The organism is Candidatus Pelagibacter sp. HIMB1782, from assembly GCF_052047475.1.
Taxonomy (GTDB): Bacteria; Pseudomonadota; Alphaproteobacteria; order Pelagibacterales; family Pelagibacteraceae; genus Pelagibacter.
Map to the genome: position 1 here is coordinate 146,880 of NZ_JBNAKE010000002.1, position 25,819 is coordinate 172,698.

Genomic DNA, 25,819 nt, shown 5'->3' on the forward strand with positions numbered 1-25,819 from the left:
ATGGCTAAGATAAATTTAAAAAATATAAAAAAATCATATGGGGAGAACAATGTCATTCATGATTTAAGTGCTGATATTAAAGATGGAGAATTGATAGTTATAGTTGGGCCATCAGGATGCGGGAAATCAACTCTATTAAGAATGATTGCTGGTCTCGAAGAGATCAATAGTGGGGAAATAATAATTAATGAAAAAAGAATGAATGATCTTGAGCCAATGGAAAGAAACATTGCAATGGTATTTCAAAATTATGCTCTCTATCCACATATGACGGTTTTTGAAAACATGTCATATGGTTTAAAAATTCAAAAAACACCTAAAGATGAGATTATTTCAAGAGTAAATGAAGCTGCTGAAATTTTAGAATTAAGTGAACTACTAGAAAGAAAACCAAATCAATTATCAGGTGGTCAAAGGCAAAGAGTTGCTATGGGAAGAGCAATAGTAAGAAAGCCAGATGTCTTTCTTTTTGACGAACCTTTATCAAACTTAGATGCTAAATTGAGAGTTCAAATGAGATTGGAAATTAAAAAACTTCAAAGAAAATTAAATGTAACTTCTTTATATGTTACTCATGATCAGGTAGAGGCAATGACACTAGCAGACAAGATGATTGTGATGAATGAAGGAAATGTTGAGCATATTGGAACACCGTTAGATGTTTATCAAAAACCACAAACATTATTTACTGCACAGTTTATTGGAAGCCCTGCAATGAATATATTGAACGGTACGGTTAATAATGGTGAAGTAAAAATTGCTGACTTTAAATTCAATATAAATTCTTCACATCAAGGAGAAGTTTATTTTGGAATAAGGCCAGAGCACTTAATTATAAATACTAATGGAAAATTTAAAGTAAACGTAGAATTTATAGAATTGATAGGTTCCAACACTCTTGTACATTGCAGAATAAAATCCACTAACGAAGTAGTTGTTGTTAGTGTGCCTGGTATTCTTGATAAAGATTTTTCTGGAGAGGAGATAGGCTTAGACTTAGAAGATTCTAAAATACATTTATTCAGTACGACAAATCAAAATAGGATTGATTGATTTGATACTCTCAAAACCAAACTACATAAAAATATATGGTCACAGAGGTGCGAGAGGTGATATGCCTGAAAATTCTTTATCAGGTTTTAAATATATTTTTGATAATAATTTTTTTGCGTTTGAAACAGATGTACTGATATCGAAAGATAAAATACCATTAATTGCTCATGATTTTTATCTCAATCCTTATTTCACTAAAGATCAAAATGGAGACTGGATAAAAAATAAAAAAATTAAAATATATGATTTAAATTTCCAGGAACTATTAAACTACGATATTGGCACATTAGATAAAACAACATCTTATGGAAAAAGATTTAAAGATCAGAAATCAATTAAAAATCAAAAGATCATCAAATTAGATGAGTTATTTGATCTTATAAAAAAATATCCTAAAGAAAATATGTTCATAAATTTAGAAATAAAATCAACACCTGAAGAGAAAAATTTAACTCCAAGTCCAAAAGATATGATCAGTATTATTAAAAAAGCATTGTTAAAATACGATTATTTTGAAAAAATTTTAATATCCTCATTCGACTGGAGAATTTTAAAGGAATGCAAACTACAAATGCCAGATGTTTTAAGAGGTCATATTAGTTTGCATACTAATTTAAAAACAAAACCCAAGACTGTATTTCCAAATTCTCCTTGGCTTAATACTAAACAAGAATTTAATGTTTTTGAGATACCCAAAATAGTAAAAAAACAAGGAGGCCATGTTTGGTGTCCATTTTATAGAGATGTCACTAAACAGAATGTAGAAATGGCTCATGATTTAGGCCTGGGTGTAAATGTTTGGACAGTAAACAGTGAGAGAGAAATGTTAAGAATGATCAAGTATGGAGTTGATGGGATAATAACTGATTTTCCAAACAAATTAAAAAGGGTATGTGAAAACAATAAAGTTCAATGGTTCTAAAATTTATTTCCAACCTGTAACATTTTTTACTTCTAAAAATTCTTCCAATCCCCAAACTCCTCCTTCTCTACCATTTCCGGATTGCCTGTAACCACCAAAAGGAGTCCCAACATCAGCTGCATTACCGTTTATATAAACACATCCTGATCTTAATTTTTTTGCAACTCTATGTGCTTTTTCTTTATCATCAGTTTGAAGATAATTTCCTAAACCATAAGAAGTATCGTTTACAATTTTCACTGCTTCATCTTCAGTATCAAACGGAATAATTGATAAAACAGGCCCAAAAATTTCTTCCTTTGCGATTCTCATCTCATTAGTAACATCTGTGAAAATAGTTGGTTTAATAAAATATCCTTTATTTAAACCATTTGGCAATTCTGGTCCTCCAGCAGCTAAAGTTGCTCCCTCAGAAATTCCACTTTCAATAAGATTTATAATTTTATCGTACTGAACTTTTGAAATTACAGGACCAATGTGATCTCCTTTTTTAGTCGCCTGATCAACTTTAATTTTATTAGCTTCATCAACAGCTTCTTTTACTGCTCTTTCATAAATAGATTTTTCAACCAACATTCTTGTAGGCGCATCACAAGATTGACCTGAATTACTCATTACATTTCGGATACCATCTCTTACTGCATCTTTATAACTGTCAGCAAAAACAATATTTCCACCTTTGCCCCCAAGTTCAAGACATACTCTTTTAATTGTATCAGCGGCATTTTTAGAAATTAACTTTCCAGCTCTTGTTGAACCAGTAAAAGAAACCATATCAATATCTGGATGACTTGAAATGTCTGTTCCAACTCCAGCTCCATCACCATTTACTAAATTAAAAACTCCTTTAGGAAAACCAGCTTCATGGATCATTTCAGCAAACAACATTCCCGATATAGGAGCAATTTCTGAGGGTTTTAAAATCATTGTGCAACCAGTTGCAAATGCCGGAGCAACTTTAAGAGCGATTTGATTTATTGGCCAATTCCAAGGAGTAATTAATCCACAAACTCCAATTGGTTCATAACAAATATGGTTATTTGATTTTTCATCAAAATGTTCTTCGAAGTTAAAATTTTTAAGTCTTAATATAAAATCCTCTAAATGGTCTCTTCCTGATGCGGTTTGAACATCAGTCGACCAATCCATTGGAGCACCCATTTCCAATGAAATAGCATCTGCCATTTCATTAAATCTTTTTTTATAAATAGTTAATAATTTTTCTAATAATTTAATTCGTTCTTCTTTTGAGGTTTCTTTCCAAGTTTCAAATGCTGTTTTTGCAGCTTTTACTGCCCTATTTGTATCTTCAGTGGATCCTAGAGAAATTACTGCACAAGGATCTTCATTACATGGATTGATAACATCAAAGTCATTCCTCTTAATTGGATCTACCCATTCACCATCAATATAAAATTTTCTTTTATCTAGCATGAATTTATTTTAGCATAATATTTAAATTTCATATCCTTTTTCCTCAGGCTCATTATCAACTAATTCTTCTGGAAAACCCTTGGCTCTAAAATCTATGTTGTTTAAATCTTCCATTCTTTTTACAATCATAGAAGACCAAGCTCTAGACCCATATTTTTTTTGTCCATCTTTAAATATTTCAACAATTTTTGGAGATATCTCTAGTGGAGCATTTAACTTCTTCGCTAGATCATCAAATAAGCCTGTGTCTTTTAAAACTAAATCCATTGTAAAATTTATATTATAAGATCCATTTAAAATTACCTGACTTTCTGTTTCGTGAACAAATGAATTTCCTGATGATGCAGCAATTCCTTTGAATGTTTTTTCAAGATCTAGATTAGATTTTTTTGCAACTGTCCAAGCTTCTCCTAAAGCAACTAGATGTACTGAAGCTAAATAATTTGTAATTACTTTAAGAGTACTTGCTGTACCTAATTCACCAGTATGTAACACCTTTCTACCCATGACTGTTAAGACAGGTAAAATTTTTTCAAATGCTTTTCTCTCACCACCTACAAAAATTGCAATATTTCCTGTTGCAGCTCTATGACAACCACCACTTACAGGGCCATCTAAAGGTATAGCATTTTTTGCAATTACTTTTTCTCCAATTCTCTTTACCTCAGCTTCATCAGTAGTACTCATTTCAAGCCAGATTTTATTTTCAGAAAGGCCTTCAAGCACTCCATCTTCGGCTTCCATAACTTCTGCGCTTACTTTTAGTGATGGTAAAGAAGTAATTATAAGATCAACTTGTTCTGCAAGTTCTTTCCCAGAGTTTGCAACTTTTGCACCAGAACTTTTAAATTGATCTGTTAAATTTTGGTCTACGTCTCGTACTGTTAAGTCAAATCCATTTCTTAATAAACTTCCTGCAAGTTTAGCACCCACATTTCCTAAACCAATAAAACCTATCTTCATTATTTTACCTCTTCTTTTTTATTTTTTGTAAAAACTATTAATATGACACCAACAATTATTATTGCTCCACCAATAAGCAGTTCTTTGGTTGGCTCTTCTCCTAAAAGAAAAATTGCAGCTAATAATCCAGTTGGAGGAATTCCCATGGTTACAATAGGCAGAACTTTATAAATAGGATTATTTTTTATGACATAGTAAAAGCAACCATATGTAACTGGCTGCATTATAAAACCAATGTAGATTGCAATTATCCAATGATTAATTTCTGCGTTAGCAAAATATTCAATAGTATTTCCATCAATGGTTGCTGATAGTAATATTAAAATTGGACCAGAAAATAATGCCATCCATGCAACCAATGCTAAAGGATTAATTTCTTTACTTAAAGGTTTCACCATTACTTGCCCAAGAGCCCAAATAGCAGAGCCTAGTATAGTCAATCCAATACCAATAATTTTTCCATCTAATCTTGGTGATCCAGTTAAAACGTAAACACCAATAAACGCTATACCAATACCAATTAAAGCCCTAACTGTTGGTTTCTCTTTAAGCATAAAGTAAGCAAAAATAACTCCAAACGGTACTTCCATTTGTACTAACAAAACTGCAGATGATGCATCAATCAAGTCTAAACCAGAGTAAGTAATACTGTACTGCAAAGTATTAGCTATTAAAGATGCTATGAATATTTTTAATAAATATCCTCTTGGTATTGGAAACCACCAGACTAAAATTGATGCCGCAAATATAAATCTTAAACCCATTAATAAAATTGGTGGAAAAGATTCGAATGCTGGTTTTGCAATGACAAAACCAAAACCCAAAAAAATTGGAACCAGCGATGCAATGAAGGTATCTTTTAAATTCATGTCGTTAATTTAATATTAATGATTATTAAAGAACTTCTGATATATTCATCTTTTAAAATATGAATTCAACAAAAATAGATCCAAAATATATTAGTAAATCAAATCCAAGAGTTGGATTAATAGCTCTTGCAAGTGATTTTATGATCGAGAGAGATTTTATCAATGTCATAAAAGACAGGGAAATTGATTTTTTTGTTAACCGTATTGAGTGTTACAATCCATTAACTCGAGAAAACCTGATTAAAATGTCTAATAAAGTAACTGAGGTTGCAAAAGATATTTTACCAGATCAAGATATTGATTGTGTTGTTTATGGTTGTACCTCTGGGACTATTGCAGCTGGATACAATTCTATTGAACAAAAAGTAAAAGCAGCAAAACCAATGGCTGACGTTACAACGCCTAGTACTGCAGCAATTAAAGCTTTAAAAAAATTAAATATAAATAAAATTTCTTTGTTCACACCTTATAGTAAAAAACTAAATGATGAGGTTTTAGATTATTTTAAAACAGAAGGTTTTGAAATTACTTCTAATTCTTACTTTGATATTGAAGCTGATTATGACATTGGTAAAGTAGATCAAGATTATTTATATGAAGTGTTATCTAAAATTGATTTAAATGGGGCAGAGGCATTGTTTGTTTCGTGTACAGCATTACCCGTGTTGCCAATTATTGATAAACTTGAAAAAAAATTGAACACAATAGTTTTATCTAGTAATCAAGCATTAATTTGGGATACACTTGTAAAAATAAATAAAAATAACTCTATTGAGGGTTTTGGAAAATTATTTGAGGTAAACTAATGTCATTTACTAAAGAAGAATACAAACAAAGATTAAAAAAAGTTCAAAAAATGATGCAAGAAAAAGGCATCGAACTTTTAATTTCTCATGACACAAATAATTTATATTATTTAACTGGTTATGATGCTTGGTCTTTTTATTATGCTCAATGTGCAATCGTTCATGTAAATGCAGATGAACCATTATGTTTTGTAAGAGCTCAAGATGCAGGTGGGGCTTATATAAAAACTTATTTAAAAGATGAAAATATTTTAGTGTATGATGAAGAGTACATTCATACTTGGCCAAAACATCCTTACGATAGATTAGTTGAGATAATTAAAGAAAGAAAATGGGATAATCTATCAATCGGATTAGAGATGGATGCTCACTATTTTACAGCTTTTTGTTATGAAAAAATAAAACAAGGTTTGCCAAATGCCAAAATCAAAGACAGTGATAGATTGGTGAATTGGGCAAGATTTACAAAATCTGACGCAGAAATAAATTATATGAAGTCTGCAGCAAAAATTTCAGAACAAGGAATGAAAACTGCAATGGAAGTTATTAAACCTGGTGTAAGGCAGTGTGATGCAGTTGGTGAAATTCAAAAAGCACTTTTTTATGGAACAGAGGAATTTGGTGGTGAATATTCAAGTATTGCAACTCTTCTTCCAACAGGAAAAGGTACTTCTGCTTCACATTTGACTGCTACTCAAGATAAATTTGTTGAGGGAGAAGCAACAATTATTGAACTTTCTGGAGTTTATAAAAGATATCATGCGCCAATGGCTAGAACGGTATTACTTGGAAAACCCAATCAATTAAAAATTGATACGATGAATAAAACTATTGAAGCCTTAAACTCTGGTATTAGCGCAATTAAAGCAGGAAATACCGTAGATGATATTGCTCAAGCTTTTTGGAAAATACTCGATAAATATGGTATCGAAAAAAGATCAAGAACTGGTTATTCAATAGGAATAGGTTATCCTCCTGATTGGGGAGAGCATACTCTTAATATATATAAGGGAGACAAGACAGTTCTTCAGCCTAATGTTTGTTTTCATATGATTGCCGTGATGCAATTTGGTGACTGGGGTGTTGAGGCGTCAGAAGCTATTAGGGTTACAGAAAACGGTTCAGAGTTATTTTGTAATTTTCCAAAAGAGCTTCATATCAAGAGTTAATTTACTATTGAAATCTACTTTCACAAATGTTTAATAATCAACTTTATGTCTAAAAATCCAGAATTCGTAAAATTTGATAAAGTAGATAAAAGTTATGACGGTAAAGTACTCGTCGTTAAAGATCTTCAATTAGATATTGCTGAAGGTGAATTTATAACGATGCTTGGACCATCTGGTTCAGGTAAAACAACTTGTTTAATGATGTTAGCTGGATTTGAAACCCCAACTAATGGAGAAATTTTATTAGATGGAAATATTATTTCAAACATCCCACCTCACAAAAGAGGAATTGGAATGGTGTTCCAAAATTATGCATTGTTTCCACACATGACAGTTTATGAAAATTTAGCCTTTCCTTTAAGAGTAAGAAAAGTTGAAAAAGATGAAATTGATAAAAAAGTAGACAAAGCTTTGTCTATGGTTTCTTTAAATGGATTTGAATCTAGAATGCCAGCGCAACTTTCTGGGGGACAACAACAAAGGGTTGCTGTTGCAAGAGCGCTTGTATTTGATCCCGCTGTTGTTTTAATGGATGAGCCACTTGGTGCATTAGATAAAAATTTAAGAGAGAGCATGCAGTATGAAATTAAACATATCCACGAAAGTATTGGTGTCACTGTTGTGTACGTTACTCATGACCAAAGTGAAGCTCTTACTATGTCAAACAGAATAGCTGTATTTAACGATGGTAAAGTTCAACAGTTATCTGATCCAGCAGAGCTATATGAGAAACCAGTAAACTCTTTTGTTGCAGAATTTATTGGTGAAAATAATACATTTAATGGTGAGGTCTCTGATATAGATAAAGATAAATGTAAAGTAAAATTAGGTAATGCAGAAATATTAGCTAACCCTATTTCGGTAAAATCAAAAGGTGAAAAAACTACAGTATCTTTAAGACCAGAAAGAGCATTAATAAATCCAACTGATAAAATGGATAATATGTTCACTGGAAAAATTGAGGAAGTAATTTACCATGGTGATCATACAAGAGTAAGATTAGATTTACTTGGTAGTTCTGAGTTTATTTTAAAAGTACCAAACAGCACCTCTAACCTTGAGCTAAAAGTAAAAGAAGATATCAAAATTGGTTGGAACAGTGTTGATGCTAGAGCTTTAGATCCTAAATAATTTCAAATAAATATCCAAAATAACATTAGATAAAATGAGCTGTTGACTTCACTTGCTCATTTTGGTGTACTTTCATTATATAAATTAATTTATATTAACGTTTAAACGGAGGAATAATGAAAAAATTAAGTAAATTATTACTTGCTCTTTCTTTTGCTCTTTCAATAACTTCATCAGCATTTGCAGTAACAGTTGCATCTTGGGGTGGAGCTTATACAGAATCTCAAAAGTTAGGGTATGGTGATCCAACTGCTAAAGCACTAGGAGTAGAAATCAACTGGGTTGATTACTCTGGTGGTTTATCAGAAATTAAAGCACAAAAAGAAGCGGGTGCTATTACTTGGGATATCATAGACTTATTTGCATTCGATACTATTAACGGATGTGATGAAGGTTTATTTGTTAAATTTGATTTTGACAAAGACTTCCCAGCTGCACCAGATGGAACTCCTGCAAGTGAAGACTTCTTCACAGAAATGCCAAGTGAATGTGCTGTAGGAAACATCTTGTATTCTTGGAACTATGCTTACGACACAAGAAAATTTAGTGGTTCAAAAGCTCCTAAAACAATTAAGGACTTTTTTAACACTAAAAAATTCCCAGGAAAAAGAGCAATCTATACTAGCGCTTTAACTAATTTAGAAATTGCTTTAGCTGCGGATGGCGTGAAGTTAGGTGACGGCGGAACTAGAGTTTACAGAAAACTTTTAGAAGACGGTGGAATCGACAGAGCGTTAAACAAAATTAAGAAACTTTGCACAGATCCAAATGGTGGATGTGTATTCTGGTCTGCAGGTGCTCAACCACCTGAATTATTAGTTGCTGGTGAAGTTGTTATGGCAACTGGTTGGAACGGAAGATTCTTTAATGCTGAAGTTGGTGAAGGTGCTCCAATTAAACAAGTATGGGATGGTCAAGGTCTTGACTATGAATACTTTGCTTTAGTTAAGGGTGGTCCAGATGAAGCGAATGCTAAAAAAGCTTTAGCTATGATGACTAACACTGAGATGTTAGCTGGTAGCGCGAAGTACATTGCATACGCTCCATGGAGAAAATCTTCTCTTGATGTAATCACTGCTGGTGAGCCATGGTACAAAGATGGCAAAACAGAAATGATGCCTCAAATGCCAACTGCTCCTGCTAACACTAAAAACTATTTCTTAGTAGACCCATTCTTCTGGGCTGACTATGGAACAGAGATTGGTGAGAAGTGGGAAGCTTTCAAAGCAGGCCTATAATTTCAGTTTTAATCACTGAATTTATATAATATATTTAGGGCGGTTATTAATTAACCGCCCTATTTTTTTATGAGCTCTGAAACAAAACAAATTTTAACAACTGACGGAATACCATTAGAAGTCAGTTTGAAGAAAGCTGAACGGAAGAATAAGATTAAAGCCTTCCTTCTAGTTGCTCCTTTATTATTATTTTTAGTCATCACTTATATATTTCCAATTGGAGAAATGTTTACGAGAAGTATTGATGACAAGATGATAACCAACATGCTTCCTAAAACATTTAAGGAAATGGAAAATTGGGATGGACAAGAACTACCTCCTGAAGAAGTTTTTTCTGCTTTTTATTATGACTACAAAGCCCTTGTTGAAAAACAAGAACATGGAAAACTTGGTCAAAGATTAAATAAAGAAAAAAATGGTTTTAATTCAACAACCAAAAGATTGTTTAGAAATATTAAAAGAAAAAAGATAGATGAAAACGCTAGTTTCAAAGAACAGATGATGAAGGTTCATAAAAATTGGGGAAAAGTCGAGTACTGGCAAGCTATAAAAAGAACAGCGCCACCATATACATTAGCTAAATATCTAAAAGGTATGGATATGTATTATGCTGCTGATGGAAGCATCGCTCAAGTAGATGAAGATAGACGAATTCATAGAATTTTGTGGCTAAGAACGCTTGAAATTGCTTTTTTCGTAACTCTATTTTGCTTTGTAATGGGCTATCCTATTGCTCATTTATTAGCCACATTACCAATGAAGTACTCAAATCTATTAATGATTTGTGTTCTTCTCCCATTCTGGACTTCATTATTAGTCAGAACTGCAAGTTGGATGATTTTACTACAGCAACAAGGAGTCGTTAACGATTTCTTTGTCATGATAGGATTAGTTGCAGACGATAACAGGCCTGAAATGATGTATAATAAAGTTGGTACCTATGTGGCGATGACACAGATATTGTTACCTTTTATGGTTCTTCCACTTTACAGCGTCATGAAAACAATCTCTCCTAGTTTAATGAGAGCTGGAAAATCTTTAGGTGGAACACCTTTTGTTGCATTTTGGAAAGTATATTTCCCATTAACTATTCCAGGTATAGGAGCGGGATGTTTGTTGGTATTTATATTGGCAATAGGATATTACATTACTCCAGCATTGGTAGGAGGTGCCTCTGGAACTTTGATAAGTAACCAGATTGCATACCATATGAAAACAACTTTGGACTGGAGCTTTGCATCTGCAATGGGATTGATGTTGTTAACTGGAGTTTTAGTTGTGTATTGGATTTATAACAAATTAGTTGGAGTTGATAATATTAAATTAGGATAAACATGGCATTACCAAGTTATACAGAAACGCGTTATAGAATTTGGCATTATGTTTATTTAGCTATTTGTGCATTTGTATTTTTCTTTTTAGTTGCGCCTTTATTCGTAATATTTCCATTATCATTTAATGCTGAAGAATTTTTAGTTTTTTCTGAGGGAATGAAAAATCTTGATCCTGATGCCTTTTCTTTAAGATGGTATAAAGATATGGTCTATGGAACCAAAAACCCATGGGGACTAGCTGCAAAAAATAGTTTTATAATTGCAATATTTGCAACAATAGGATCGATAATACTTGGGACATTGGCTGCACTAGGTTTAAGCAGTAGGCATATGCCTTATAAGGGAATTATAATGGCTACTTTAATTTCACCAATGATTGTTCCGTTAATTATATCAGGTGTTGCAATATTCTTTTTCATGGCAAAAGTTGGCTTAGCAGCAACGCATACAGGAATAGTGTTTGCGCATATAATACTAGGAACTCCATTTGTTGTAATCACAGTAACTGCAACATTATCAGGATTTGATCATAGTGTAACAAGAGCTGCTGCTAGTTTAGGTAGTAACCCTGTAAACACTTTTATGAAAATTACTCTTCCTTTAATATTACCAGGTGTAATTTCAGGAGGTCTATTTGCATTTGTGACTTCATTTGACGAAGTAGTTGTTGTTTTATTTCTTGCTGGTTTAGAAAATACTACAATTCCAGTGCAGATGTGGACTGGTTTGAGAGAACAGCTTAGTCCAACAATTTTAGCTGTTGCTACATGTTTAATTATTCTTTCAACTTTAATTTTAATTAGTGCAGAATTATTAAGAAGAAGATCTGAAAGATTAAGAGGAATTAATAGATAAAATTAAATTGCTTCAATTATTGTTGCAATTCCCATTCCTAAACCAATACATTGAGTAGCAAGAGCGTATTTTTTATTTTCTCTTTTTAAAAGTTGCGCAGCTTTTCCTGTTATCCTTGCACCTGTTGCTCCCAAAGGATGTCCTAAAGCAATTGCACCCCCATCTAAATTTACTTTATTAATATCTATTTCTAAATCTTTGATACAAGCTAGTGATTGAGATGCGAAAGCTTCATTTAACTCCACAATATCAATGTCTTTTATTGAAATTTTAGCTCTATCCAAAGCTTTTTTAGTTGCTGAAATTGGTCCTAATCCCATATAGTTTGGATCACATCCTTCAACAGCAGTGGATTTTATTCTACCAAGAATTTCTAAATCATTATCTTTAGCAAAATTTTCTTCACATATCAGTGTTGCAGCAGCTCCATCAGTTAGAGGAGATGAAGTTGCAGCTGTTACCGTTCCATTTTGATCAAATACTAACTTTAAACTATCTAGTTTTTCCATTGTACTATTGGGTCTAATATTTTCGTCTGTTTCACAATCACCTATCTTAGTAATTTCACTTTTGAATTTATCTTTTTGTTGGGCTTCATTTGCTTTTCTATGACTTTCTAAAGAGAACTCTTGTTGTTCTGTTCTTGAAATATCATATTTTTTAGCAACATTCTCAGCAGTAATTCCCATGGATAAATATAAATGTGGATTTTGTTTTTCTTCATCAGAATAAGGGTAGGGTAAAGGATCAAAGCCAGTTCTAACTCTAGTCATGCTTTCAACACCTCCACAAATAAATATCTTACCTGATCCCATTGCTATTTTTCCTGCTGCAATATGAATTGCCTCCATTGAAGATCCACACCATCTGTCTACAGACATACCAGGAACTCTCATATCTAGATCTGATAAAAAAGTTACCAATCTTCCAATATTAAAACATTGTTCACCAACCTGAAAAGCGCAACCAATAACAACATCATCAATTTCTTTTGGGTTAATTTTTGATTGTGAAACAAGATTTTTTATTACTTCAGCTAGCAGATTAACTGGTTTTACATCTATTAATTTTCCTTTATTTGCCATTGCAAAAGGTGATCTGGAGTAACCAGCTATTACTGAATTATACATTTTTCTCTTTAATATTGTGTTAATTTATATAGCTTACCAATTTAATTAATCAGGAAAATTGTCTTATTTCAAGTTTTTGATTAATTCAATAGAAGTTTATTTATTATGGATATTAAAAAAGTAGTTGTTATTGGATCTGGTACGATGGGTAGTGGAATTGCAGCGCACCTGTGTAACGCAAATGTACCTGTAACTCTTTTAGATTTAACGACAGAAATATCTGAAAAAGCTAGAGACAGAATTCACAAATCAAGACCTCCATTACTTTTAGATAAAACCAAAATTGAAAATATTAAAGTTGGAAATATTAATGACAATTTCGATGTAGTAAAAGAAGCTGATTGGGTTGTTGAGGCTGTTGTTGAAAGAATTGATATAAAGCACAATATTTATGAAAAAATATTTAAGAACAGAAAACAGGGGGCAATTGTTTCATCAAACACATCATCTATCCCAATTAAAGTTTTGTCAGAAAAATTAACTGAAGAAGAAAAAAAGGATTTTTGCATAACTCACTTCTTTAATCCAGTTAGATACATGGGATTATTAGAAATTGTAAAAAATGAAAATAATGATTTGAATAAAATCAATTTTCTTAAAAAATTTTGTGAAATTGAATTAGGTAAAGGTGCGATCGTTTGTAATGATACACCTGGTTTCTTAGGAAATAGAATAGGTGTTTATGCAATGCAGGTAGCAATGACAGAAGCATTTAGAATGAAATTATCAATTGAAGAAGCTGATGCAGTTTTTGGAAGACCAATGGGTATACCTAAAACAGGAGTTTTTGGCTTATATGACTTGATTGGAATTGATTTGATGGCTGATGTTTTAAAAAGCTTTATTAAGGAGCTTTCTGAAAATGATGAATTTCAAATTGTTGCAAAAGAAATTCCGTTAGTAAAAAAATTGATTGATACTGGTTATACTGGACGTAAAGGAAAAGGTGGTTTTTACAGAATGAATAAAAGTGGAAACCAAAAAGTATTAGAAGCTATCAATTTAGAAACAGGTGAATATCTAACCTCAAAAAAAATAGATTTAGGAGTTGAGACTGTAGATATTAATAATTTAATTAATCGAAAAGATAAATATGGAGAATATGCTTGGGAAGTAATTTCTAAAATAATTAAATACGCATCTTCTCTAGTTCCAGGAATTACAGACAAATTCAACGATATAGATGAAGCAATGAGACTTGGTTTCAATTGGGCAATGGGTCCTTTTGAAATGTTAAAATCAATTGGAGTAGAAAACTTTTTTTCAAGGATAGATAATTTTGAAAATAATAAATTTTTAGAAAACTTATCTAAGTCAAAAGATGAAAACTTTTATGGAGAAAGACAATTATATACTGATATTGAAACACTAGGAAAAATTAGACCAACAGCAATAAAAGTAGATAAAAATAATTCTGCTGAAATTCATCGTTTTAAAGATTTTAATATTGTCGAGTTTACTACAAAAGCTTGTGCACTAGATTATGATTCAATGGATGCATTAAAAAATGCAACTGACAAACCACTTATTGTTATGAATGAAAGCATGCAATTTTCTGCAGGTGTGAATTTGAGTTACACGATGAATTTTGCAGATAAGAATGATTTCAAATCTATAGAAAAATTTATTAAATACTTCCAAGATACTTGCAAAATTTTAAAATATTCTAAGTACCCGGTAGTGTCTGCACCTTCTGGTCTTACTTTAGGTGGTGGTTTTGAAGTTTTGGTTCAAAGTAACTTTGTTGCATCACACACAAACATTGTGGTTGGTCTTGTAGAGACAATTGTTGGATTAGTGCCAGCTGGAGGCGGATGTAAAGAAATGCTATGGAGGTGGTCACAAACGGAAGAAGCAAAATCTGATCCTGATTATGCTCCTTTAAAAGTATTTGATATTATTGGATACGCAAAAACTGCAACTTCTCCTGTAGAAGCTGAGCCTTTAAAATACTTAAAACCTGAGGATAAAAAAATCATGAATAGAAATAGTCTTTTTGAAGAGGCGAGAAAACTTATTCATCAAAATAACGATTTTGTTCCTCCAGAAAAGTGTAAATTTAATTTATCTGGAAAACCTTTGAAAGAAAAGATGATTAAAGTTTTAGAGAAATTATATAATGATAAAATAATATTAGATCATGGAATGCATGTTGGAACTGAACTTGCAAATGTTTTAAGTGGTGGTGATACAAATTTAGATAAAACTTTATCAGAAGATGATCTTTATAAGTTAGAGTTAGATTCTTTTATGAGATTGATAGAAACCAAACAAACCCAAGATAGAATTAAACATACTCTTTCAACCGGAAAACCTTTAGTTAATTAGTCTCTAACATTCTAAAAGTGTTTATATAATCAGGTCTAAGTACATAAATTGCTTTGTTACCTGTTTTGATTTTCTTAAGAATATCTAGACCAAACTTTACTTTTCCAAGTGGAGTGTATTCTCCTTGATAAATTGGGATATCTTTCAAGGTAATAAAAAATTCACTATCTTCAGAGTCAAATTCTGTTGATCTTGCAAATCCAACACTACCTTCAGTAAATTCAAAATCGTCACTAAGTTCTGATTTCAATAATCCCAATCCTGATTTTCCACTTCCAATTTTTGAGTAATCTAAATATTTAATATTCCCGAATTCAATATCACCAGCTTGAACTAAAATATTTTCAACAACTTTATAGAATGCCGATCCATCATACATTTTTTTTTCAATTAGCGTTTTAAATCTTTCGACAGCTTTTGGAGAAATGTCAGGATATAACTCAATAATAACGTTTCCACATTCTAAATTCATTACAGCGATATTATTTGGGTTCTTAAAGTTTAATTTTTTTAAATCATTGTTGTCTATAAATAGACATTTATTTTTTAATAAAAAAAAAGATGAAAAAGCAGAAACGGCTAAGACTATTAAAAAAATAAATAAAATTTTTTCTGATTTTGATGCCTTAATTGTTTTAATCATAAAATATTTTCATCTATTTTAGATATATTTAATTTAATAAAATTTACCTTATTATTTAATATAGGGTCGTTTTTTATTTTCTCTTCAATCAAATTTTTATTAACCATTAAAAAAGAAAAGATTTCAGCCATATCTTCTGATGGAATTGATTTGGAATATTCTGTTAAAAAACCATTGGTATTTTTATATAAATCTAAATTTAATCTATCTGAGCAAGTGGAGCATTCAGCGTATTTAAAATCAGAATTATTAAATAAAGAAAATTTTTTATCATTAAAATCATTCTCATAACTATTTTGAATCATGTGAAAAATTTCATGATGAATCATTCTTTCAAAATATTTTTCGTTAAAGTTTATATCTAATATTAAAGTTCTATTTTTGTTATCTGGTATTCCACCAGTATTGATGTTCGAAATAAATAAACCTTCACAAAATACAACATATTTTAAATCTATTTTTTTAAGAAATTTAGAATTATATCTTTTAATATTTCTTTCAATGATTGGAAATTTTGTATTAAGATTTTCTTGATTTGTCTTATTGCAAGCAATGTTGTCATCTACTCCTATTTTAAAATCTCCTTTTGCATTTAAATAACGGATATTGTTCTCATTTTTTAGTTTATAGATTTGTAAGTTCGGAATTTTGATTAGATTGTATATTTCATCAGCATTTACATGTGAAAACTGAAATATTAAGATGAATAAAATAATAATTTTCATTAATTTATTATAGACGAATTAGATTAGATAATATTATCTTAGATTATTAAAAAATGACAAAAGAAAGAAACAAAAACCCTATTCAACCGGTAAGTGGAACAAAAGTACCTCGATATGCTGGTCCAAGTACTTTTGCAAGATTACCAGAATTAAGAGATGTCGAGAGCTGTGATGTAGCGATTGTTGGTGTCCCGTTTGATGCTGGAACCAGTTATAGACCAGGAGCGAGATTTGGTCCTCAGAGTATAAGACAAGCATCTAGACATTTAAGAACAAATTATCATCCAAGTTATGATGTGGAGCCTTTTAAAATTCAACAAGTTGCCGATGCTGGAGATATTTCATGCAATCCATTTAGTATTGATGAAGCTATTAAACAAATAGAGGAGGGAGCAACTGATCTATTAAATAAAGTAGGTGGAATAATTAGTTTAGGTGGTGATCATACAATTGCAGTGCCATTGCTAAGAGCAATTAATAAAAAAAATAAAGGACCAGTTTCTTTAGTTCATTTTGATGCTCATTTAGATACTTGGGATACTTATTTCGGCGCTCCATATACACATGGAACTCCTTTTAGAAGAGCAAGAGAAGAAGGTTTATTTTTAGATGATGCTTCAATGCATGTTGGAATAAGAGGACCTCTTTACAGCAGAGATGATATAAAAAATGATGAAAGTTTTGGTTTTAAAATAATTCACTGTGATGAATTTCAAACTGAAGGAACAGATAAAATTGCAGAAAGAATTAGAAAAAGAGTAGGAGATAATCCACTTTATCTATCTATAGATATTGATGTATTGGATCCAGCTTTTGCACCTGGTACAGGTACACCAGAGATAGCAGGCATGACCACACGAGAAATGGTAAATGTTTTAAGAGGATTGTCTGGATTAAATTTAGTTTCAGCTGATGTAGTAGAAGTTTCACCTGCATACGATCATGCAGAAGTTACATCTCTTGCAGCTGCAACAATAGTTTACGAATTAACAAATTTATTTGCAAAATCATAAGGAAAGGATAATTTTAAATCATGTTAGATAAAAAGAATTTTTATATTAATGGTGCTTGGGTTAAACCAAACAGCACTGAAGAAATTAAAGTAATCGATCCAGCTACAGAAGATAACTGTGCTGTAATTACTTTGGGAAATAAAGCAGATGTTGATTTAGCAGTTGCTGCAGCAAAAGATGCATACGAGTCTTGGGCTTTTTCTTCTAAAGAAGAAAGGATCGCATTATTAGAAAAACTCTATGAAAATTATAAAAAAAGATGGGCAGATATTGCAGAAGCTATAACTCTTGAAATGGGTGCACCAAAAGATTTTGCTACAAAATTACAAGCAGGAACAGGAGCAAGTCATATTAAATCATTTATCAGATATTTGAAAAATTTCGAATTTGAAAAACCATTGGGAGAACACGCTCCTAACCAAAGATTAATTTATGAACCTAAAGGTGTTTGTGCATTAATAACACCTTGGAATTGGCCAATGAACCAAGTTTGTTTAAAAGTAATGCCAGCAATTGCTGCAGGTTGTACAATGGTATTAAAGCCATCAGAATTAGCGCCACTTTCATCAATGATACTTGCTGAAATTATTGATGAAGTAAAATTTCCAAAAGGTGTGTTTAATTTAGTTAATGGTGATGGAGGAACAACAGGTGATGCCCTTACAAGCCATCCAGATATTAATATGATTTCTTTCACAGGATCAACAAGAGCTGGAGCTTTGATTTCTCAAAATGCTGCTAAAGATTTTAAAAGAGTAAGCTTAGAGTTAGGTGGAAAAGGAGCAAATATTATTTTTAAAGATGCTGATCCAGAAGCAATTGAAAGAGGTGCTTTAAGATGTTTTAGAAATTCTGGACAATCTTGTAACGCTCCAACAAGAATGTTGGTTGAAAAATCAATGTATGATGAGGCTATTGATAGATTAAAAAAATATACTGAAAGCTTTGAGGTGGGTGATCCTAAAAAAGAAGGAGAACATATAGGTCCAGTTATTTCAGAGACTCAATACAATAAAATTCAAACTTTAATCCAAAAAGGTATTGATGAAGGAGCAAAATTAGTTGCTGGAGGAACAGGTAAACCTGATGGATTAGACAAAGGTTACTTTGTTAAACCAACTGTATTTGCAGATGTAAATAATGATATGGATGTTGCAAGAACTGAAATTTTTGGACCTGTTCTATCTGTTATCCCATTTGAAACAGAAGAAGAGGCAATTAAAATTGCAAATGATACTTCTTATGGATTAACGAACTATATTCAAACTCAAGACTCTGAAAAAGTTCAAAGAGTTGCTAGAAAATTAAGATCTGGAATGGTGGATGTTAATGGAGCTGGTATTGCAGTTGATGCACCCTTTGGAGGTTTTAAACACTCTGGTATTGGTAGAGAAGCAGGTGAACACGGCTTAGAGGAATTTTTAGAAGTAAAAGCTGTGGGTGGTTGGAGTTAATTTACTGATTTATCTTTTACACCTTCTAAAAATTTAAGGCATTTTTTCATTTCATTTAATTCTATGAACTCATCAATTTTATGAGCTTGCTCTATAGATCCAGGTCCACAAACAACTGTACTAATACCTAGTTCTTGAAATAAACCAGCCTCTGTTCCAAAAGAAACCACTTCCCTTGAATTATCACCAGTTATATTTGATACAAATTCACATGCTTCAGATTCATCTAATCTGTTAAACCCAACCACTTCACCAATCGTTTCTTTTTTTATATAAGAATCTGGAAATACTTTTTTCATTTCTGGTAAAAGTACTTCATTTGCATATTTATCAATTTCATTTGTTACAAATTCCCCATCCTCTTTAACAACTGGCCTTGTTTCCCATTCAACAATACATTTGTCTGCAATAACATTGTGAGCAATACCACCTTTAATACCTCCAATTGATAAAGTTGAATGCGGAGGATCAAAAATACTATTTTCTTTAACTCGTTTTTTTAATTGTTCTCTTATTTCTAAAAGTTTTCCAACATACCTAGTAGCATACTCTGCAGCATTTACTCCTAAATGTGGTTTTGAACTATGTCCTGCTAGTCCTCCAAAGTGAACTGTATATTCATTCATACCTTTGTGAGCATCTATTATTTTCATTGTAGTTGGTTCTCCAATTATACAAATTCCATTTTTGATATCTCTTTTTTTCAATTCCTCTATCAACAGAGGAGCACCAATACATGCGGTCTCTTCATCAAAAGTGTAACAGAAATGTAAGTCTCTATCCAAATTACTTTCTTTAAAGATTGGTGCATAAGCAAGTGTACATGCAATAAAACCTTTCATGTCACATGAGCCTCTTCCATAAAGTTTATCTTTTTTAATTGTTGCAACAAATGGATCGGTGCTCCAACCTTTAGAAACTGGAACCACATCAGTGTGTCCTGATAGAATGATTGGTTTTTTTGTGCTTTGATTTTTTGCTTTTAAAGTTCCAAAAAGATTAACTCTTTTTTTATCATCATCGTAAACTTTGAAAGTATCTATTCCGATGTTATTTAAAATGTTTTCACAATAATCAATCAAATTACTATTATCTTGGCCTGAGATAGTTTTAAATGCAATTAAGTCAGTTAAAATCTTGATTGATTTTTCATATAAATTGTTATCTATACTCATATACTTAAAACACTATATTATATTATGATTAAAGAGCAAATTACCTATGACACTTTTGACAAAGTAGATATTAGAGTTGGCACTGTTATTTCAGTTAAAAAAAATGAAAAGGCTAGAAAGCCATCTTTAGTAGTTGAAGTAGATTTTGGAAGTGAAATTGGCGTCAAACAATCATCAGCTCAAATTACTCATTATTATAATGAGGAGAATTTAAAAGGAAAGCAAGTCATTGCAGTTTGTAATTTTCCTGAGAAAAATATTGCTGGTGTAGTTTCACAAGTATTAGTTTTAGGAGCAATAGATGCTGAAGGGAAAGTTACTTTAGTACACCCGTCACAAAAAGCTGAGAATGGTTTACCAATTGCTTAGCAATGCATCCTGAAATTCTTTCGATAACTTTATTTGGAATTGTTGCTGCATTTACACCTGGTCCTAATAACTTTGTAGCTTTTTATTCTGGTTTTAACTTTGGTATAGTTAGAACACTTCCACATATAATCGGGGTTACACTAGGTTTTCCATTTTTATTATTATGCCTAGCTTTAGGTTTGATAAATATATTTAAGCTTTATCCTATAATTCAAGAAATATTAAAATATTTAGGAACTCTATTTTTGATTTATTTAGCTTATAAAATTTCTTTTTCAGGTCCATCAAATCAAGAAAATAAAAATAAAAATCCGATTAAATTTCATGAAACTTTTATCTTTCAGTTTCTTAATCCAAAAGGTGTAATTGCATCTATAATTCTTGTATCTACTTATATAAACCCAGGAGAAACATTTATGAGTTATACGACTCAAATTCTTGTTATGGCTTTACTAGTTTCTGTAACGAGTATAACTCTTTGGACATTTTTGGGTAAATTCTTTAGGAAATTTGCGACAAATCAGAAATTTATTAATTATTTTAATTATGCTATGTCACTGCTTCTTTTAACAAGCATAATAACTTTTTATTTATAAAATATGACACCAGGAAACAAAAATTCTTATAATTCTCTTAAAAAAATTAACATCAACAACAAAGAGTATAATTATTATTCATTAAGCGAAGCAGAAAAAAATGGGCTAGATGGAATTAATAAACTTCCAAAATCTCTAAAAGTTTTATTAGAAAATTTATTAAGATACGAAGATGATTTGAGTGTTACAAAATCTCAAATAGAAGCAATTAAAAATTGGCTGAAAACAAAAAAATCAAAAACTGAAATTGCATATAGACCTGCTAGAGTTTTGCTTCAAGATTACACAGGAATTCCTGCTGTTGCAGATTTAGCTGCAATGAGAGAGGCTGTTAAAGAAAAAAATAAAGATCCCAATACAATCAATCCATTATCAGCAGTTGATCTTGTAATTGATCATTCTGTTCAAGTTGATCAATCTGCAAAAGCAGATTCATTTGAAAAAAACGTAGATATTGAATTCAATAGAAATGGTGAGAGATATTCATTTTTAAAATGGGGACAACAAGCTTTTGATAATTTTAGAATTGTCCCTCCAGGAACAGGAATTTGTCATCAGGTAAATTTAGAATACTTATCTAAAGTAGTTTGGTCTGAAGAATTTAAAGGTGAGAAATATATATTTCCAGATACACTTGTCGGCACAGACAGCCATACAACGATGGTTAATGGACTTTCTGTTTTAGGCTGGGGAGTAGGTGGTATTGAAGCAGAAGCAGGAATGTTAGGCCAACCTATATCTATGTTGATACCTGAAGTGATTGGTTTTGAAGTTAAAAATAAAATGCCCGAAGGTACAACGGCAACAGATCTTGTTTTGACAGTGGTTAAAATGTTAAGAGATAAAGGTGTTGTTGGAAAATTTGTAGAATTTTATGGAGATGGTTTAAAAAATCTAACTCTTGCAGATAGAGCAACTATTGCAAATATGGCTCCAGAATACGGTGCTACTTGTGGTTTTTTTCCAATAGATGATGAAACTTTAAAATATTTAAAATTTTCAGGAAGAGATCAGCACACTGTTGAAGTAGTTGAAAAATATGCAAAAGAACAAGGTTTGTGGGCAAGTAACGATTTAGAGTTTACTGATGTAATTTCTTTGGACATGTCCACAGTTGTACCAACTATTTCTGGTCCAAAAAGACCTCAAGATAAAGTTTTGTTAACTGATGCACCAACTTCATTTAAAAAAGTTTTATCTGAAGCAACTAATAAAGATAAAAAATCAATATCAAAAGTTTCAAATACTGATTATGAAATTCAAGATGGTTCAATTTTAATTGCTGCTATAACTTCATGTACCAATACTTCAAATCCAAATGTTTTAATTGGAGCAGGTTTGCTTGCTAAAAAAGCTGTTGAGCATGGATTAGAAGTTAAGCCTTGGGTTAAAACATCATTAGCACCTGGATCTCAAGTAGTGACTGACTATTTAGAAAAAGCTGGTTTAAATACTTATTTAGATCAATTAGGTTTTAATTTAGTTGGATACGGATGCACTACTTGTATTGGAAACTCAGGACCATTACCTGAAAATATAGTAGAGGCAATCCAAAAAGAAAATATTCACGCCGTTTCTGTACTATCAGGAAATAGAAATTTTGAAGGAAGAATTTCCCCACATATTAAAGCAAACTATTTAGCTTCTCCACCATTAGTGGTTGCTTACGCAATTGCTGGACATATGGAGTTTGATTTATACAAAGACCCTCTTGGAAAAAGTAAAGATGGGAAAGATATATTTTTGAAAGATATTTGGCCATCAAATCAAGAAATAGAGGATACTTTAAAACAATCTTTGAATGCTGATATGTTTATCCAAAGATACTCAAATGTTTCTGATGGTCCTACTCAATGGCAACAAATTAAAACTGAAAAAAGCAGTATTTATAAATGGGATGAAGGTTCAACTTATGTAAAAAAACCTCCATTCTTTGAAGGTTTGTCTGATGAGCCAGAAGGATTTAAAGAAATTAAAGATGCAAGACCGTTATTAATATTAGGTGATATGATAACAACAGATCACATTTCACCAGCTGGAAGCATACAAAAAGATAGTCCGACTGGAGAATATTTTATGGAACATCAAATTTTACCTAAAGATTATAATTCTTACGGTTCAAGAAGGGGAAATCATGAAGTTATGATGAGAGGAACTTTTGCAAATATTAGAATTAGAAATGAAATGGCACCAGGAACTGAAGGTGGATTTACAAAATTATATCCTGAAGAAAAAGTAATGCCTGTTTATGATGCAGTTGTTGAGTATAAAAAAAGAGGAACTGATTTAGTAGTAATAGGTGGTAAAGAATATGGAACTGGCTCTTCGAGAGATTGGGCTGCTAAAGGGACTAAACTTTTAGGAGTAAAAGCAGTTATTGCTGAAAGCTTTGAAAGAATTCATAGATCAAATTTAATTGGAATGGGAATTTTACCACTGCAATTTAAAGATGGAGAAAACAGAAAAAGCTTAAATTTAGTTGGTTCAGAACTAATAAGTGTAGTTGATATTGAAAAAGGCATAAATCCTTCTGATGAAGTTGTTATAGAGATCAAATATATCTCTGGAGAAATTAAAAAAGTGAAGACTTTATCTAGAATAGATACTAAAAATGAAATGGAGTACTATAAAAATGGAGGAATTCTCCAATATGTGCTAAGGAACATGATTTGATATGGATGAAGATTTATCAATAATAAATGCAAATACTAGAAACGAAAAAATTAAGAACTTTTTTGTAAATAACAAAAAGGTTCTAATTTCTTCAGTTATTGTTTTAGTTTTGGTTGTAATAGGTGTTTACAGTTACGATAAATATACAACTGATAAAAAAAAACAGATATCTGATAATTTTAATGCAATTACGATCGATCATTCTGAAAATTCTAAAGACACAACTTTAAATAAATTGTTAGAGATAATTAATCAAAAAGATCCAACTTATTCTCCGCTATCTCTTTATTTTATAATTGATAACAATCTCCTTTCTGATCAAAGCGAGGTTAATAAATTATTTGATGTCATAATCGATGAAACATCACTAGATAAAGAAATTAAAAATTTAGTTATCTATAAAAAGGCACTATTTAATGCAGATCAGGCAAATGAAGCTGATTTACTAAATATGCTAAATCCATTAATTAATTCAGAAAGTGTATGGAAATCGCACGCATTATACTTAATGGCCGAATATTTTTATGCACTAGATCAAAAACAAAAAGCAAAAGAATTTTTTCAACAAATAACGACTTTAGAAAATCCAAATCCAGATATAAGAATAGAATCAGAGAAAAGATTAAACAGAGATTTGAGTGATTAGACTATTAGCATTATTTATTACATTTTTTCTTCTAAATAATTGTTCTTTCAATGAAAATTCAAGAATTTGGAAAGACAAGGAAAAAGATTTATCAGAAAAAGAAAATGTAAAAAAAATATTTGCAGAGGAAGAGGTAAAAGCCTCTGAATTTAATCAAGAAGTTAAACTTGATTTATCTGGATTAAGAACAACCAACAAAATAATAGATAATACCAATAACTACGGTGCTCAAAGCTATGAGGGTCAATTAGAAAAAATTGGTAGTTTTAAATTTTCAAAGTTAGATGAAATAAATAATCTTAATTACAAGCCAATTTTCCTATCAGATGGATTAATTTTCTTTGATAAAAAGGGTACAATTATTAGATACGATAATAATAAAAAAGTGTTATGGAAAAAAAATCATTACACTAAGTCAGAAAAAAAATTAAGACCTAAGTTAAATTTTGCAATTAAAGAAAACAATATTTTAGTAACGGACAGTATTGCTAAATATTATTCGATTAATCTTGAAACAGGTGAATTGAATTGGACAAAAAATAACACCTATCCATTTAATTCGGATATCAAAAGTTATAAAAACAAAATTTTTGTAGTTGATTATAAAAATACTTTGAGATGTTATAAAATTGAAGATGGATCTGAATGTTGGAATTTACAAACAGAAGATTCTTTTACAATATCAAATGCAAAATATTCATTAATTGTAATTGATGAAATGGTGGTGTTTAGTAACTCAATTGGAGATATCACGGCAGTTGATGTTGAGACTGGATTAATCACTTGGCAGCTACCAACTCAAAGCAGCAGTATTATTAATGAAACTTATAATTTTAAAATATCAAAACTAGTATCAGATGGAAAATCTATCTTTTTTTCAAATAATAAAAATGAATTTTATTCAGTAGATGTTAAAACAGGAGTAGTTAATTGGATAAATGATTTAAATTCTAACATTACTCCTATAATTACTGGTAATTTGATTTTTACAGTTTCTAATGATGGATATTTGTATGTAGTTGAAAAAAACAAAGGCAACATTCTTAGAATTACAGATCTTTTTAAAAATTATAAAATTAAAAAAAGAAAAGAAATTGAACCAGTTGGTCTTGTTATAGGTAATACCAATCTATATTTAACAAATTCTGATGGAAAAATAATAATTGCTGATTTAAGTGAAGGAAAAGTTTTAAACGTAGAAAAAGTTTCTGGAGATATTGTTTCAGAACCATTTATATTTAATAATAATTTGTATGTAGTTAGAAACGGTTCTATCGTACAGTACAATTAAAT

At 31.0% G+C, this 25,819-nt stretch carries 23 protein-coding genes; 16 read left to right on the forward strand and 7 right to left on the reverse strand.

The window, feature by feature from the left end; translation table 11 throughout:
- Positions 1 to 1,053: an ABC transporter ATP-binding protein gene (locus ACTTAO_RS05380; protein WP_440691253.1), complete on the forward strand. Its 1,053-nt coding sequence runs from the start codon at positions 1 to 3 to the stop codon at positions 1,051 to 1,053.
- A 1-nt stretch (position 1,054) separates the two neighbouring features.
- Positions 1,055 to 1,975, forward strand: coding sequence for a glycerophosphodiester phosphodiesterase family protein (locus ACTTAO_RS05385; protein WP_440691255.1), 921 nt, complete (start codon positions 1,055 to 1,057; stop codon positions 1,973 to 1,975).
- A 3-nt stretch (positions 1,976 to 1,978) separates the two neighbouring features.
- Here the strand turns inward: ACTTAO_RS05385 and ACTTAO_RS05390 are convergent, their stop codons facing one another.
- From ACTTAO_RS05390 to ACTTAO_RS05400, 3 genes are read right to left on the reverse strand one after another with little or no spacing between them, the layout of a single operon-like run.
- Positions 1,979 to 3,409: an aldehyde dehydrogenase family protein gene (locus ACTTAO_RS05390; RefSeq protein WP_440691257.1), complete on the reverse strand. Its 1,431-nt coding sequence runs from the start codon at positions 3,407 to 3,409 to the stop codon at positions 1,979 to 1,981.
- Positions 3,410 to 3,430: 21 nt separating this feature from the next.
- Positions 3,431 to 4,372: an NAD(P)-dependent oxidoreductase gene (locus ACTTAO_RS05395; protein WP_440691259.1), complete on the reverse strand. Its 942-nt coding sequence runs from the start codon at positions 4,370 to 4,372 to the stop codon at positions 3,431 to 3,433.
- Entirely contained in the window at positions 4,372 to 5,241 is an 870-nt protein-coding gene (locus ACTTAO_RS05400; protein WP_440691261.1) for a DMT family transporter, read from the reverse strand. Before ACTTAO_RS05400 ends, ACTTAO_RS05395 begins: the two co-directional genes overlap by 1 nt.
- A gap of 59 nt (positions 5,242 to 5,300) precedes the next feature.
- On the opposite strand from ACTTAO_RS05400, the gene ACTTAO_RS05405 reads away from it, so the two are divergent.
- The 6 genes from ACTTAO_RS05405 (at position 5,301) to ACTTAO_RS05430 (ending at position 11,774) form a co-directional block, all read left to right on the forward strand.
- A complete protein-coding gene (locus ACTTAO_RS05405; protein ID WP_440691262.1) occupies positions 5,301 to 6,047 on the forward strand; it encodes a maleate cis-trans isomerase family protein in 747 nt (248 codons plus the stop codon).
- A complete protein-coding gene (locus ACTTAO_RS05410; RefSeq protein ID WP_440691264.1) occupies positions 6,047 to 7,216 on the forward strand; it encodes a M24 family metallopeptidase in 1,170 nt (389 codons plus the stop codon). Before ACTTAO_RS05405 ends, ACTTAO_RS05410 begins: the two co-directional genes overlap by 1 nt.
- 45 nt (positions 7,217 to 7,261) lie before the next feature.
- Entirely contained in the window at positions 7,262 to 8,347 is a 1,086-nt protein-coding gene (locus ACTTAO_RS05415) for an ABC transporter ATP-binding protein (protein ID WP_262590366.1), read from the forward strand.
- A gap of 116 nt (positions 8,348 to 8,463) precedes the next feature.
- A complete protein-coding gene (locus ACTTAO_RS05420; RefSeq protein ID WP_440691266.1) occupies positions 8,464 to 9,585 on the forward strand; it encodes an extracellular solute-binding protein in 1,122 nt (373 codons plus the stop codon).
- Between the two features lie 69 nt (positions 9,586 to 9,654).
- Entirely contained in the window at positions 9,655 to 10,917 is a 1,263-nt protein-coding gene (locus ACTTAO_RS05425; protein WP_440691268.1) for an ABC transporter permease, read from the forward strand.
- A 2-nt stretch (positions 10,918 to 10,919) separates the two neighbouring features.
- Positions 10,920 to 11,774, forward strand: a complete 855-nt coding sequence (locus tag ACTTAO_RS05430) for an ABC transporter permease (protein WP_440614070.1) — start codon at positions 10,920 to 10,922, stop codon at positions 11,772 to 11,774.
- 2 nt (positions 11,775 to 11,776) lie between these two features.
- Here ACTTAO_RS05430 and ACTTAO_RS05435 read toward each other — a convergent pair whose 3' ends face one another.
- The gene (locus tag ACTTAO_RS05435; protein ID WP_440651727.1) at positions 11,777 to 12,904 is read right to left on the reverse strand and encodes a thiolase family protein; all 1,128 of its coding nucleotides are present in this window, start codon (positions 12,902 to 12,904) and stop codon (positions 11,777 to 11,779) included.
- Between the two features lie 105 nt (positions 12,905 to 13,009).
- Between ACTTAO_RS05435 and ACTTAO_RS05440 the strand changes: the two genes are divergently transcribed.
- Positions 13,010 to 15,232: a 3-hydroxyacyl-CoA dehydrogenase NAD-binding domain-containing protein gene (locus tag ACTTAO_RS05440; RefSeq protein WP_440691270.1), complete on the forward strand. Its 2,223-nt coding sequence runs from the start codon at positions 13,010 to 13,012 to the stop codon at positions 15,230 to 15,232.
- On the opposite strand, the gene ACTTAO_RS05445 is transcribed toward ACTTAO_RS05440, so the two are convergent.
- Positions 15,225 to 15,875, reverse strand: a complete 651-nt coding sequence (locus tag ACTTAO_RS05445) for a peptidylprolyl isomerase (RefSeq protein WP_440691272.1) — start codon at positions 15,873 to 15,875, stop codon at positions 15,225 to 15,227. The genes ACTTAO_RS05440 and ACTTAO_RS05445 overlap by 8 nt on opposite strands.
- Positions 15,872 to 16,600 (reverse strand): putative zinc-binding metallopeptidase, encoded by a 729-nt coding sequence (locus ACTTAO_RS05450; protein ID WP_440656982.1) that lies wholly within the window; start codon positions 16,598 to 16,600, stop codon positions 15,872 to 15,874. Before ACTTAO_RS05450 ends, ACTTAO_RS05445 begins: the two co-directional genes overlap by 4 nt.
- Positions 16,601 to 16,653: 53 nt before the next feature.
- Here ACTTAO_RS05450 and speB point away from each other — a divergent pair, with 53 nt between their 5' ends.
- Both speB and ACTTAO_RS05460 read left to right on the forward strand, forming a co-directional pair.
- Complete coding sequence (gene speB / locus ACTTAO_RS05455) at positions 16,654 to 17,613, forward strand: agmatinase (protein WP_440614075.1); 960 nt, start codon at positions 16,654 to 16,656, stop codon at positions 17,611 to 17,613.
- 20 nt (positions 17,614 to 17,633) lie between these two features.
- On the forward strand, positions 17,634 to 19,067 hold the full coding sequence (locus ACTTAO_RS05460) for an aldehyde dehydrogenase family protein (RefSeq protein WP_440691274.1): 1,434 nt from the start codon (positions 17,634 to 17,636) through the stop codon (positions 19,065 to 19,067).
- Here ACTTAO_RS05460 and argE read toward each other — a convergent pair.
- Positions 19,064 to 20,242 (reverse strand): acetylornithine deacetylase, encoded by a 1,179-nt coding sequence (gene argE / locus ACTTAO_RS05465; protein WP_440691276.1) that lies wholly within the window; start codon positions 20,240 to 20,242, stop codon positions 19,064 to 19,066. The genes ACTTAO_RS05460 and argE overlap by 4 nt on opposite strands.
- 27 nt (positions 20,243 to 20,269) lie before the next feature.
- On the opposite strand from argE, the gene ACTTAO_RS05470 reads away from it, so the two are divergent.
- The 5 genes from ACTTAO_RS05470 to ACTTAO_RS05490 are packed head-to-tail and all read left to right on the forward strand — an operon-like array spanning position 20,270 to position 25,817.
- Positions 20,270 to 20,611 (forward strand): tRNA-binding protein, encoded by a 342-nt coding sequence (locus ACTTAO_RS05470; protein ID WP_440619473.1) that lies wholly within the window; start codon positions 20,270 to 20,272, stop codon positions 20,609 to 20,611.
- A gap of 2 nt (positions 20,612 to 20,613) precedes the next feature.
- A complete protein-coding gene (locus tag ACTTAO_RS05475) occupies positions 20,614 to 21,207 on the forward strand; it encodes a LysE family translocator (RefSeq protein ID WP_440691278.1) in 594 nt (197 codons plus the stop codon).
- Positions 21,208 to 21,210: 3 nt separating this feature from the next.
- Positions 21,211 to 23,880: an aconitate hydratase AcnA gene (gene acnA, locus ACTTAO_RS05480; RefSeq protein ID WP_440691280.1), complete on the forward strand. Its 2,670-nt coding sequence runs from the start codon at positions 21,211 to 21,213 to the stop codon at positions 23,878 to 23,880.
- A 1-nt stretch (position 23,881) separates the two neighbouring features.
- Entirely contained in the window at positions 23,882 to 24,526 is a 645-nt protein-coding gene (locus ACTTAO_RS05485; protein WP_440691282.1) for a hypothetical protein, read from the forward strand.
- A complete protein-coding gene (locus ACTTAO_RS05490; RefSeq protein WP_262590381.1) occupies positions 24,519 to 25,817 on the forward strand; it encodes an outer membrane protein assembly factor BamB family protein in 1,299 nt (432 codons plus the stop codon). Before ACTTAO_RS05485 ends, ACTTAO_RS05490 begins: the two co-directional genes overlap by 8 nt.
- The last annotated feature ends 2 nt before the right edge of the window (positions 25,818 to 25,819 follow it).